The sequence below is a fragment of the Pseudomonas sp. MF06569 genome (assembly GCF_059862735.1).
The window spans coordinates 1-13,308 of sequence record NZ_JCBCUZ010000022.1; the positions used below are offsets into that span (position 1 = coordinate 1).

Annotated in this window: 6 protein-coding genes; 3 read left to right on the top strand and 3 right to left on the bottom strand. The window is 58.6% G+C overall.

Annotation, left to right across the window (positions count from 1 at the left end; translation table 11 throughout):
- Positions 1 to 435 precede the first annotated feature (435 nt).
- The 3 genes from mgtA to AC19YQ_RS18175 all read right to left on the bottom strand — a co-directional run bounded on the left by mgtA (position 436) and on the right by AC19YQ_RS18175 (position 8,436).
- Positions 436 to 3,198: a magnesium-translocating P-type ATPase gene (gene mgtA, locus AC19YQ_RS18165; RefSeq protein ID WP_500595631.1), complete on the bottom strand. Its 2,763-nt coding sequence runs from the start codon at positions 3,196 to 3,198 to the stop codon at positions 436 to 438.
- A 165-nt stretch (positions 3,199 to 3,363) separates the two neighbouring features.
- On the bottom strand, positions 3,364 to 7,752 hold the full coding sequence (locus AC19YQ_RS18170; RefSeq protein WP_500595632.1) for a dermonecrotic toxin domain-containing protein: 4,389 nt from the start codon (positions 7,750 to 7,752) through the stop codon (positions 3,364 to 3,366).
- 204 nt (positions 7,753 to 7,956) lie between these two features.
- Complete coding sequence (locus AC19YQ_RS18175) at positions 7,957 to 8,436, bottom strand: sigma-70 family RNA polymerase sigma factor (protein ID WP_219262102.1); 480 nt, start codon at positions 8,434 to 8,436, stop codon at positions 7,957 to 7,959.
- 303 nt (positions 8,437 to 8,739) lie between these two features.
- On the opposite strand from AC19YQ_RS18175, the gene AC19YQ_RS18180 reads away from it, so the two are divergent.
- The 3 genes from AC19YQ_RS18180 to AC19YQ_RS18190 are packed head-to-tail and all read left to right on the top strand — an operon-like array spanning position 8,740 to position 13,300.
- The gene (locus AC19YQ_RS18180; RefSeq protein WP_219262101.1) at positions 8,740 to 9,906 is read left to right on the top strand and encodes an efflux RND transporter periplasmic adaptor subunit; all 1,167 of its coding nucleotides are present in this window, start codon (positions 8,740 to 8,742) and stop codon (positions 9,904 to 9,906) included.
- Positions 9,907 to 11,877, top strand: coding sequence for a MacB family efflux pump subunit (locus AC19YQ_RS18185; protein WP_500595633.1), 1,971 nt, complete (start codon positions 9,907 to 9,909; stop codon positions 11,875 to 11,877).
- Positions 11,878 to 11,884: 7 nt separating this feature from the next.
- Positions 11,885 to 13,300, top strand: coding sequence for an efflux transporter outer membrane subunit (locus AC19YQ_RS18190; RefSeq protein ID WP_326397582.1), 1,416 nt, complete (start codon positions 11,885 to 11,887; stop codon positions 13,298 to 13,300).
- Positions 13,301 to 13,308 lie beyond the last annotated feature (8 nt).

A 13,308-nucleotide genomic window follows, 5' to 3' on the forward strand; every position in this document is an offset into this window, starting at 1 on the left:
AACGAGCATTCAGCCAAGCCGTTCAAGTGGACAAAGACCGCAGCGGCCATCATCAGCTCGGTACATATGGCAAAGCTGAGTGTGATGAAGAATAAGCTAATGAACTAACCGCTCGAGACACTAGCTAGCCGAGCATCAGCGTATATCAGGCACAAACATATCGTTTTGAATAGGTACGGCAAGCCAAAGCCTGGAAAAAACGACCTGATGAATGACACTGAAAGTATAGGACAGTTCTTACGAACATAATCTCCAAAGTCCACAATATCTATGCGCAACATACCGTACCCCGTTCGAAATCGAGCCGGGGATGATCGCTAATCGGAGACGATCTACGAGAAGGGAAAACACCATCTGATTTGTAGGTTTTTTCCCAAGATATGGATCCAAAAGCCGAATAACGATTCGGCTCCCTTTAGATGTCAAAGTTAATTCTTATTGCCATCCAAACTTGCGAATGTAGAACCCTTTTACCGCCTGGGTCAGCGCCATGTAGGCCAGCAAAATCATTGGTAAGAACACAAAGTACAACCCCGGCAACGCCTGCAACTTGAAGTAGCCTGCCAAAGGCCCCATTGGCAGGAAAATGCCAACGGCCATGATTATCCCCGTCATGACCATCAACGGCATTGCCGCGCGGCTTTGAAGGAACGGGATTTTCGGTGTACGTATCATGTGGACGATCAGGGTTTGGGTCAGCAAACCGACCACAAACCAGCCTGACTGAAACAGGGTCTGGTGTTCGGGTGTGTTGGCTTTGAAGACGTACCACATCAGCCCAAAAGTCAGGATGTCGAAGACCGAGCTGATCGGCCCAAAGAACAACATGAAACGCCCGACATCAGCAGGCTGCCAGCGCTGCGGTTTTTTCAGCATTTCCTCATCGACGTTATCGAACGGGATGGCAATTTGTGACACGTCGTAAAGCAGGTTCTGCACCAGCAAGTGCATTGGCAACATTGGCAGAAACGGAATAAACGCACTGGCGACCAACACCGAGAACACATTGCCGAAGTTCGAGCTGGCAGTCATTTTGATGTACTTGAGCATGTTGGCAAAGGTGCGGCGCCCTTCCAGCACACCCTCCTCCAGCACCATGAGGCTTTTTTCCAACAGAATGATGTCAGCTGCCTCCTTGGCGATGTCTACCGCACTGTCCACCGAAATCCCGATATCTGCCGTGCGCAACGCCGGGGCATCGTTGATCCCGTCGCCCATAAAGCCGACCACATGACCATTGGCCTTGAGCAAACGCACGATACGTTCCTTGTGCGTGGGGGTAAGCCGGGCAAATACGTTGGTGGTTTCCACTGCCTCCGCCAACTGGGCATCACTCATGCGCTCAATGTCGTTGCCCATCAGCAGGCCCTGTTGCTCCAGGCCGACCTCCCGACAGATTTTGGCCGTAACCAATTCGTTATCGCCGGTCAGCACTTTTACGGCAACGCCATGCTCGGCCAACGCCTTGAGCGCCGGGGCGGTGCTCTCCTTGGGAGGGTCCAGGAACGCCACATAGCCAATCAGCGTCAGTTCCTGTTCATCCGCCAGGCTGTAAGTGTCCCGCCCCCCGGTCATTGGCCGCGCAGCCACGGCCACAACCCGCAAGCCTTCCTCGTTGAATTCGGCGGTCACCTGGCGAATACGCGCCAGCAACGGGTCACTCAGGGCTTCTTCCTGATCGCCATGGCGCACGGTGTTACACACGGACAGCACTTCTTCGACAGCCCCCTTGCAGATCAGCAGATGAGGCTGATCCTGCTCGGCCACCACCACCGACATGCGTCGGCGGGTAAAGTCGAACGGGATTTCATCCACCTTGCTGAAAGCCGTGCCCACGTTCAGCTCACGGTGAACCTCAACATGCTCCAGCACCGCCACGTCCAGCAGGTTCTTCAAGCCGGTCTGGTAGTAGCTATTGAGATAGGCCATTTCCAGCACATCGTCAGACTCTTGCCCCCACACATCAACGTGTCGGGCCAGAAAAATCTTGTCCTGGGTCAGGGTGCCGGTCTTGTCGGTGCACAGCACATCCATCGCGCCAAAGTTCTGAATCGCATCCAGGCGTTTGACGATGACTTTTTTACGGGACAAAAACACCGCACCCTTGGCCAGGGTCGAGGTCACAATCATCGGCAACATTTCCGGGGTCAGCCCCACGGCCACCGACAACGCGAACAGCAAGGCTTCGGTCCAGTCCCCCTTGGTAAAACCATTGATAAAGAGCACCAGCGGCGCCATCACAAACATGAAGCGGATGAGTAGCCAACTGATGTTGTTGACCCCAGTCTGAAACGAAGTCGGGCCACGATCGGTCGCACCCACCCGTTGGGCCAGCGCGCCAAAATAGGTGTTATTACCCGTGGTCAGTACCACCGCCGTCGCCGCACCGGAGACCACGTTGGTGCCCATGAACAAGATATTTTCCAGCTCCAGCGGGTTGCTGGTCTGGTTGTCAAACTGACGCGAAAACTTCTCCACCGGCATGGACTCACCGGTCATCGCCGCCTGGCTGACAAACAAGTCCTTGGCACTTAGCACCCGGCAATCGGCCGGAATCATGTCGCCTGCCGACAACACAATCAGATCACCCGGCACCAGTTGCTTGATCGGCAATTCGATACGCTGCGCGCCCCTGATTTGCCGAGCGGCTCCCGAAAACCGGCCAAACATCGGCGAAGTGTCAGCACCAAAGTCTCGGCGCATCACCGTGGCGGTGTTGCTCACCATTTCCTTGAGCGCGTCAGCCGCCTTGTTGGACTTTGCCTCCTGCCAAAAACGCAGCACGGTCGACAGCACCACCATGGTGCTGATCACCACGGCCGCCTGTACGTCATCGGTGGCCAGCGACACACCTGCGAGCAAGGTCAGCAGCAGGTTGAACGGGTTTTTGTAGCAGTGCCACAAATGCACCCAGCGACTGAGCGGCTGTTCGTGCTCAACCTCATTGAGCCCGTGTTGCTGACGCAACGCATCGACCTCGGCATCACTCAACCCGTCGGTGTGGGTGCCCAGGTTGTCGATCAATAACGCGCTGTCGCTGTTGGCAGCGACCACCAGGGTTTGCGCCAGAGTCGGTGGTACTTCCCGACTGACCGTGGTGTTGGTCAGGCTGTCGAGCAAGGCCAGGCGCCGAAAGTGCCGGCCGAAATGGCGAGTACGCAAAAAGCCTGCGAAGAATTCTTTCAGGGCGAGTTTCATGGTGCTACTCCTGCGACGCGAGCGCACATGCCACTGAGGGACTTCGCTCATGATCAAAACGCCGGTAGCTGATGCCCGGCGTTTTAAAGAGTAAGCCGTAAGAAGGATGACGTTTTATCTATCAGAATATTCTTCAGGATCGGTTCAGCCCGGGATGGGCCCGGACTAAATGTCCCCTGGGGCCAGTAGCCTGAAAATCATCACCTGGCCATCCCGCGTCACCCCGGCCAACAGTTTGAACAACCGGTGGCGCTCATGGGCTTCGCGCAAGGCTTTGACCACAGAGTTGTCAGGTAACTCCCATATCTGATTGGCAATCACAGAATCGATCCAGGCATCAGAAAAGTGCAAACCACGTCGCGACTCATTCAGCACCACTGGCTTCAACCCGACGCCCGTCCTGCGAGGTGGCAGGAACTTTGTCGTCATCACATACAAGTCTCCATTAGGGCTTTTGAATATCTGGCTGAACAAACCTCGTCTAAACAGTGCTTCGTTCCCGCGGCCTAATGACACATAGCCTTTACGCCTCAGCACACTGCGCAAAAATTGATTCATTGGCATTTGCGTCGACAACATTATGTTTGTTCGACTGTTCAGTAAGGTGCTCAGGTCGGCCAATAGCGCAGACTCTTCGGTGGACAGGGGCAAGATGCTCAGGAAATCACCCAAAACCATAGCCTCATGGATATAGAGGGTATTGCGCGTAGACAAGGACAAGGGCGCCAGGCCCTGTAGCTCATCGTAAACCGGTAAACCCTCTGGCACGGGCAAACCATTGATTTGCGCCTCGAAGATCCGGATCAGCGTTTCAATCGGCAAGCCGTGGCGATAGGTATGCTGCCTGGCCAATCGCTCCAGCTCCGGCACACTGCGGGCCAGGAGCAGCTCAGGCACCGTGGATTTGATCAGTTGATGCCCATAGCGCGAAACATATCGGGCGACTTGCTGATCAGTCGCCGGTAACGGCATTAACTGGCGTGCCAGTGCGTCAAGCCGGGCGGAGAGATCCAGCTGCGCCACCGGGGACTGCAGCAATTGCCATTCGCCCATCCGCCGAAAGATCCCTTGGGGCTCCACCACCAACATATGCCCCACCCTTCCACCGGGCTTGTTGATGGTGATTCGATTGAGATTCTCATTGAAGTGCGCCTCGTAAAAATGCCCATCAATCGAGATGTAATCCATTTCAACAGGTACTTCGAGGTGGTAGACACCTTCTGGAGAGAGACGTCCGCAGACCTGCAGTTGCCCGGCATCAAGGGGATTGGGTTGATACAACGGGTAAAAACCATCCGCATCTGTGCCTTGGGCAACAAACAGATCATGGTCACCTATTACAACCCGATCCATCGACAGCTCGCTGCTGGTGGCCTGGGTGACACGGGGCGTCACAACATAGTCTTCCAGCCCCGGGGTGACCGGTCGGCTTGTCGCTGGACGATGGGAGGGGCCGGCCATGGGCTCTGCACTGACGGCACGGAATTTGTTGGCCCACTCGGGCCTGATACCGTCTCGCTGCACGCTCATGGCAAACAAATGCTCCAGCCCCGAGTTGGCCGGAAAGTCGTAATCGGCCAATAATCCCTGGGCCACCTCCAGCGACATGCCGCAATTCATCAAGATGGTTTCTGCCTCTTTCACCCCACCCGGCAACCCATAGCCTGAAGCAAAGTGCCATTCACCCGATTCGGCCAGCCGGACAGGCGGCCCCAGGCGCTGAGTCTGCGGATTTTGCAAATGCAGGGTTTGGGCATTTTTTGGGCGTGTCACGCGATAGCTTTTGCCCTTTTGAACAATAAATTGCACGCCATCCTTGCGATAGCTGCCCAGATCGTATCGCCCGGTCAGAGCGCAGGCGTCCTGCGGGGCCAGAGGGATCTCATAACCGCTGAAGTCAGGCATCACAAAGGGTTTGGGCTCTGGCGCAATGGCCCGTGCCGCCCAGCCCTCACGCGCCAGGGTTTGTCGCGCCTTGAAAGGCTGCATTAACAATCGGGGCGGTACAGGATCATGGGTGACAACGCTTTGCCACTTGCTCGGTTGCGGGCTTTCCAGGCCCAGCATCGCGAAAGTGAGGATCATATCAACCAGGCACATTCCTATTTGCAGCACCTGCTGTGCTGCTTCATAAGCGGAATTGGCATTGCGCAATGCCTTGAACCCCTGGTCGATGAAATAAATATCGGACAACAGGTTCAATCCCGGAATAAACCCGATCAACGCAAAAAAGTTCGCGAACCGTTGCTGACGATTGCGCTCCTCGCGCAAGAGATCGCGCTTGGCAGTGGACCGGGACGTCAATCGCAGCACCTTGATCATGCGTTCAGGACGATCAGTGCTCAGGCCCCAGCCCATATCAACCTCGCCCTTGAACTCGGCAGCGATCCAATCCTGCGGTGCCTGGTTCGCGGCTTCGGCCAGGCGGCCTTGAATTTGCGCCGTGTCCTCACCGGGTTCCGTGCGTTGCGCAAGGTAAGCCAACAACTCCGGGCTTTTGCCCATGCTCGCCAATGCCGCGTTGGCCAACTCCAGGCTGGGATACATGACCAGGCTATTGCCGTGAGCGGTGCCGGGCATATAGATCAGTGTCATATCCGACAGGGTGTCGCGAATGACGCGCACCCCCTCCACCGAGCTCATGGCATAGCGTTCGACATCGCTGCTGTAAGTGACATGGCCAACGCTGATGTCCATCCCGGCGACTTTAAGATCTGCCGGCGTTCGCGCCCTGATGGTGTGAGCGAACAGCGCCAGGGCGGTTGCATCCAAGCCCTGAAGCCGGGCCTGCCATAGCACCATCTCCAGTGTCTGTCGGTACGGCCGGGCCATGAGCTGAATCTGCACGTCGCTGCCCGGCGCTTGCAAGAAATGGTTTTGCTCGCTCACCGCCCGGCCATAAAACGCCAGATTGATCTGCTGCTCGTAGGCACCTCCTATATCCAGAGCAGGCATGATCCGGCTCAGGTACTCAACGGTCAGGCGCGAGCTCCACTCGGGTTTCAACACCTGCAAATACTTGAGGCGCAGTGCTATCTGCGGGTCGTCCGGGTCGAAGTTCTCAAGGGCCAACTGCACCATGTTGTAGGTGCGCATCCCCAAAGGCCGTTGCGCCAGCTCGACGCTCGGCACGACGTTGGTGGGGGTAGGCAAATTGGGAGTGCCCAGGGTCTTGATGACCTCCACCTGATCCGGGATGCTGAACATATCCTCAAGCGGGTCCAGATCCTCCTCAAAACCATCGTGCTTGAACTGTTCACGCAATTTTTGCGTGGCGAACTCCGTGACAGAAGGCAAGCGCCTGAACAAATACTCTTCAACCGCCAGCTGATTTTCGTTGATCTGCCTGGACCGCCGCGCATAGTCAGCCTGGACCTCATTGGGCGCTGCCAGTAACCAGGGCCCAAGCCGCTGCTGGAGTGCCATGGCCTGGCGCTGCATCACCACATGAGCAAGTGCCACCTCACGGGCCGCATGCCCGGGCACTTGCAATTGCATCGCACTGGTCTGAGCCAGCAGGCGCAGCGCGGTCTGCCGATCTGCGCCGATAATCACCAGCAAGAACTTGTTGATGGCCTGCAGGGTTTTCTTGTGGGCCTTGATTTGCGCTTTGACGCTGTACTCGACAATTCCGAGGGTAATTTCGCTCAATTGCAGTTCAACCTGCGAGCGCAAAGGCACCGCGCCGACCCAGGCCCGCGCTGGCGCCTGCTCCTCCAGCGCCACTGTCAGCCACAGCGAACAGTCAGCACGGCGGGACAGGGTTTTACCCACGTGCTCGCGCAACTGCGCCAATGAATCGAATCTGAGCAAACCACCGTCCTGACCGGGTACAAACAGCAAGGTCGACGCTTGAAGCGATGGCGTGAGCAACCCTTGGCGCGAAGTGATCACAAAGCAGCCGACCAAGGGGTAGGACAGTTGTTCAGTACCCAGTGCAATGGCCACCAGACGCAACTCGGTGGCGGTGTCATGGCCTGCGAGATTGAGTTTCAGCGCCTGGGTCAGCAAGGCAAAATCCGCAGCGGTCAGTTGCTTTTGCAACACTTGCAACTGGCCTTCAAGCAGCAGTGCCAGATTGCGACTGGTGATCAACCGGCTCTGGGGCGAACCCTGCCCGCCATCAAGCGTCAACACGTCGGCATTTTCAAGATTTGCCTCGCTGGCCAATTCCTTCAAACAGGCCAACGACCATTCGCGCTCGTTGTTCAAGGCTTGTTGGTGGGTCAAAAAATCATTGAACTGCGGAGTGTCTTGACCCACCAGCCCCTGTTTCAACATCTGCAAAATGCTGTGTTCGTGCAGTTCGATTTTTTCCTTGCGAATACGCAATGCCAGCTCAGGTGCCAGGCTGCCAAAAGAAATATCCTGCTCATGCCAGCGTGCTTCACGGCGGATAAACTCCGTCACCACGGCACTCAACTCTGACGACAAACCTTTGCCTGCCACCTCCAGGCGCCATTGCTCGGTGGTTTGCGCATAACTCAAGGCCACACCACTGGCATCAATCGGTTCCAGGGTCGCTTCGCCGGTTACCAGCGCCGGGCTGACCATACGCAGCCTCCTCAATCGCGCGGCTCAATTCGATCACGAACCGCTCGCGGCGAGTCAAGGTACTGGGCAAGTCTGGGCGGGGAGGTGCGGCAGAAGGCGTTTGGGAGTCAGTCATGGCGCTCACTTTCTAATGAAAAGAGCACCCAGTAAAACAGCGGGGATTGGCGCAGGAGTGTTACTTATCTAAGCCCAAAAACGGACGATTCAGGCGTTGTCCCACTGCCGGATTCGAACCCGGCAATGCTTCATGGCGTTGACGATGTGCTTCTCCACCACGCTGCGCGATACGCCGAGGCGCTCGGCAATTTCGGGGTGTGACAAGCCTTCGATCTTGCGCAGCAAAAAACACTCGCGACACGCTGCAGGCAGCTCGGCGAGCGCCTTCTGGATCATGTCCAGCCGCTGGCCCTGATCCAGCAGTACCTGGGGTGAGGGGCTGAAAAAACGTTCCTCACCATCGAGCACTTCCAGCGGCTCGGACTGGCGCAAGGTGCTGCGTCGATGGCCATCAATCACCAGGTTGAGTGCCGTGCGGTACAGAAAGGCACGGGGCTGCTCTATCGGCTCGCCCCGTGTACGTTCCAGCACCCGCACATAAGCGTCATGCACCACATCTTCGGCCGCCTGGGCATTACCCAGCCTGGCACTCAAAAAACCCACCAGTTCTCGATAGTAGTTTTCCAACAGGACTCCAGGCCGCGACGGCAGCGGCAACACTCCATGAGCGCAGAAACAGATCTAATGGGATAGCGGCGTGATGATGGCATTTTTGCGGATGTAATTTATAGTAATTCTCATATAGATTTAAACCCCGCACGCTTAAACATTGTCGAAACATCCAGTAACAGACGCATCATCCAATACCTAAATCCCCCGCCAAATCATTCGTTTACTCAACAGCTCCCCGTATCTGTTGCCAGGGCGACAGCGTTTGCCTAGCCCCTTCAGGCATGACGACGGGCCGATTTTCACTGGCTGGATCCCCCCATGAAACGCCCTCGACAGACCCGCCGTGCGCTGCTTGTCACCCTGTGTTTATTACTGGTCGCAGCCGTTTTAGTCTGGCTATTACTGAGCCCGGGACGGGACGCGTATGACACCGTGCCCGTCACCCGGGGCGATATCGAAAGCAGCGTGACCGCACTGGGCACTCTGCAGCCCCGGCAATACGTCGATGTGGGCGCGCAGGCATCAGGGCAAATTCAAAACATTCACGTGGACGTCGGCACTGAAGTCAAAGAAGGCCAGCTGCTGGTCGAAATCGACCCCTCCACCCAGACCGCCAAGCTCGATGCCAGCCGCTTTGCCATTGAAAACCTCAAGGCCCAGTTGCAGGAGCAACGTGCCCTGCATGACCTGGCAAAACAGAAGTTCCAGCGCCAGCAACATCTGGCCAAAGGCGGCGCCACCCGGGAAGAGGACGTTCAGGCCGCACGGGCTGAAGTACGAACCACCCAGGCCCGGATCAACATGTTCGAGGCCCAGATCAATCAGGCCAGGGCCAGTTTGCGCAGTGATGAGGCCGAGCTGGGTTACACCCGCATCTATGCGCCCATGTCCGGCACCGTGGTAGCACTGGATGCCCGCGAGGGTCAGACCCTCAATGCCCAACAGCAAACGCCGCTGATTCTGCGCATTGCCAAACTCTCGCCCATGACGGTGTGGGCCGAAGTGTCGGAAGCTGATATCGGCCATGTCAAACCCGGCATGCACGCCTGGTTCACGACTTTGAGTGGCGGCAACAGGCGCTGGAACAGCACGGTGCGCCAAGTCCTGCCCGTACCGCCCAAACCCCTCAACGAGACCAGTCAGGGCGGCGGCAGCCCCGCCAGCAAAAGCGGCAGCGCCCGGGTTGTGCTGTACACCGTGCTGCTGGATGTCGACAACACCGATCAGGCACTGATGCCCGAGATGACCACCCAGGTATTCTTCGTCGCCGACCAGGCCCGGGACGTACTGCTGGCCCCGATCATCGCGCTGCAGGGCACCACGCAGGACAACCGCCAGACCGCCTACGTCGTGACTGAAAACGGCAAGGTCGAGCCCCGCGAGATCCGCACCGGCATCAGCGACCGTCTACGCCTCGAGATCATCGACGGCTTGAATGAAGGCGATCACCTGCTGATCGGCCCCGCTACCGGCAGCGGAGGTTAAATGCCCACTCCCTTGATCGACCTGCAGGCTATTCGCAAGGTCTACGGCGGCATCGATACTCCCGAAGTTCACGTGCTCAAGGGCATCAGCCTGTCGATTCATGCCGGGGAATTTGTCGCCATCGTCGGCGCTTCGGGCTCGGGCAAGTCAAGCCTGATGAACATCCTTGGCTGCCTCGACCGCCCAACGTCAGGCCGCTATCTGTTTGCTGGCGAAGACGTCGCCCACCTCGACAGTGACGAACTGGCCTGGCTGCGCCGCGAAGCCTTTGGTTTCGTGTTCCAAGGCTACCACTTGATTCCCTCGGCCTCGGCCCAGGAGAACGTCGAAATGCCGGCCATCTATGCTGGCACCCCGGCCGCTGAACGCCATGCACGCGCCGCCGCCCTGCTCGACCGCCTGGGGCTGGCCGAGCGCACTGCCAATCGCCCGCACCAATTGTCCGGAGGCCAGCAACAGCGGGTGTCCATCGCGCGTGCCTTGATGAACGGCGGGCATATCATTCTCGCCGACGAACCCACCGGCGCCCTCGACAGCCACAGCGGTGCCGAGGTCATGACCTTGCTCGACGAACTGGCGAGCCAGGGGCACGTCGTCATCTTGATCACCCATGATCGTGAAGTCGCAGCACGGGCCAACCGGATCATCGAGGTGCGCGATGGTGAAGTGATCAGCGACAGTGCCAACGGCAAGCAACCCCCCACGACCGACAACCCCGACGCCTTGCAGGCCATCGACCTGCGCAAGCGCCTGAGCGAAGGCAGCGAAGCGCGGGGCGCCTGGAAAGGCGAGCTGGTCGATGCGGTTCATGCCGCCTGGCGGGTGATGTGGATCAACCGTTTCCGCACCGCACTGACGCTGCTCGGCATCGTCATCGGGGTGGCTTCTGTCGTGGTCATGCTGGCAGTGGGTGAAGGCAGCAAGCGCCAGGTGATGGCCGAAATGGGCGCCTTTGGCTCAAACATTATTTACCTCAGCGGCATGCCACCCAGACCAAGGGCGCCGTTGGGCATCATCACCCTCAATGACGTGGCGGCCCTGTCGACCTTGCCCCAGGTCAAGATGATCATGCCGGTCAATGGCGCCGAAATCGGCGTGCGTTTCGGCAATGTCGACCACACGATGTACACCGGCGGCAACGGCATCGACTTCTCGGCCATCTTCAATTGGCCGGTGGTGCAAGGCAGCTTCTTCACCCAGGCCGACGAAAACGCCGCGGCCGCCGTGGCGGTGATTGGCAAGAAGGTGCGCGATAAAGTCCTCAAGGATGTGCCCAACCCGATCGGCCAGTACATCCTGCTGGAAAACGTGCCGTTTCGCGTGGTCGGCGTCCTGGCCGAAAAAGGCGCCAGCTCCGGTGACTCGGACAGCGACACGCGCATCGTGGTGCCCTACTCCGCTGCCAGCGTGCGCCTGTTCGGCAGCCACAATCCGGAATACGTGGTCATCGCGGCTGCGGATGCCAGCAGGGTCCAGCAAACCGAAAAGGCCATTGAGCAACTGATGCTCAAGCTGCACCACGGTACACGGGACTTCGAAATCACCAACAACGCGGCGATGATCCAGGCCGAAGCCAAAACCCGTAACACCCTGTCGCTGATGCTCGGTTCGATTGCCGCCATCTCGCTGCTGGTAGGTGGCATCGGGGTGATGAACATCATGCTGATGACCGTGCGCGAGCGCACCCGCGAAATCGGCATCCGCATGGCCACCGGCGCCCGTCAGCGGGACATTCTGCGCCAGTTTTTGACCGAGGCCCTGATGCTGTCGGTGGTTGGCGGCGTCGCCGGCATCACCCTGGCCTTTATGGTCGGCGGGGTGCTGTTGCTGTGCGATGTTGCCGTTGCGTTCTCCCTGGCCGCAGTCCTCGGCGCCTTTGGTTGCGCGCTGGTAACCGGCGTCATTTTCGGCTTCATGCCGGCCCGCAAAGCTGCCCGGTTCGACCCGGTCACGGCCCTAACCAGTGAATGATCTATCGATGAAGCCGTCCTTGAGCCTGTTGACCCTGTGCCTGCTACTGAGCGCATGCAGCCATTCCACGCCTGACGACCACAACGACGTCATTGCGCCAGCAACCTGGCAATCGGCACAGGTCCAGACTCGCCATCAGGTCAATCAGCAATGGTGGCAACAGTTTGGCAGCTCCGACCTGGATCATCTGATCAACCAAGCGCGGCTTGCCAGCTACGACTTGGCCGCGGCAATGGCGCGGGTACAGCAAGCCCGGGCCTCTGCCGTGATTGCCGGTGCACCGTTGCTGCCCGAGGTAAAAGTGGGCAGCACCGCCAATCGTGAAAAACTGCTGCGCGGCAGCGGCTACAGCCAGCTGGATACCGGTGACGACAACAAGGCGGTGGACTATTTCGATGCCCGCCTGAGCGCCAGTTATGAGGTCGATTTCTGGGGTGGCAAGGCAGCGGCCCACGACAGCGCGCTGCAGGCACTCAAGGCCAGTGAATTTGATCGGGACACCGTTGAGCTGACGCTGCTCAGCGGCGTCGCCAACAGTTACGTCCAGACCCTGGCACTGGATGAACAACTGCGCATTGCCCGACTCAATCTGGCCAATGCGCAAAGCGTGCTGCAGGTCGTACAGACCCGTCATGACGCAGGTTCAGCAACAGCCCTGGAACTGGCCCAGCAACAAAGCCTGGTTGCCAGTCAGCAACGCCAGGTCCCGCGGGTGGAGCAACAGGCCCGAGAGGCCCGGATCACCCTCGCCGTCCTGCTCGGCCAGCCCGTACAGAACCTGAGAGTGGGCGATACGCCTTTCGCAAGTCTGCATTGGCCTGCCATTGGCGCCGGGCTGCCCAGTGAGTTACTGAATCGACGCCCTGATATCGCAAGCGCCGAAGCCAGACTTGTCGCCGCCCGGGCCGATATCACTGTCGCCCGCGCCGCCATGTTGCCCAGTCTGACCCTGAGCGCCAGCCTGGGCTCGGGGGCAGATCGATTCAGCGATATCCTGCGCAGCCCGTTCTACACCCTCACCGCCGGGCTGGCGGCGCCGATTTTCAACAATGGCCGTCTCGGCGCCGAACGCGACAAAGCCACCGCCCGCCAGCAAGAACTGCTGCAAACCTATCGGGCAAGCATCATCAGCGCTTTTGCCGACGTCGAAAAAGCCCTCAACAGCGCCAGCGGCCTGGACCAGCAACGTCAATGGCAGGATGAAGAGCTCAAGCAGGCGCAACTGGCCTTCGATATCGCGCAAAACCGCTACAGGGCCGGTGCCGAGATGCTGCTAACGGTGCTGGAAACCCAGCGCACGCTGTATCAGGCCCAGGACCAGCACGTACTGCTGCGCCTGGCGAGGCTGCAAGCCAGTATTGCGTTGTACAAGGCAATGGGGGGCGGCTGGGGCGCTACTGCACTGGACCACGGGCACCCATAAACAACTGC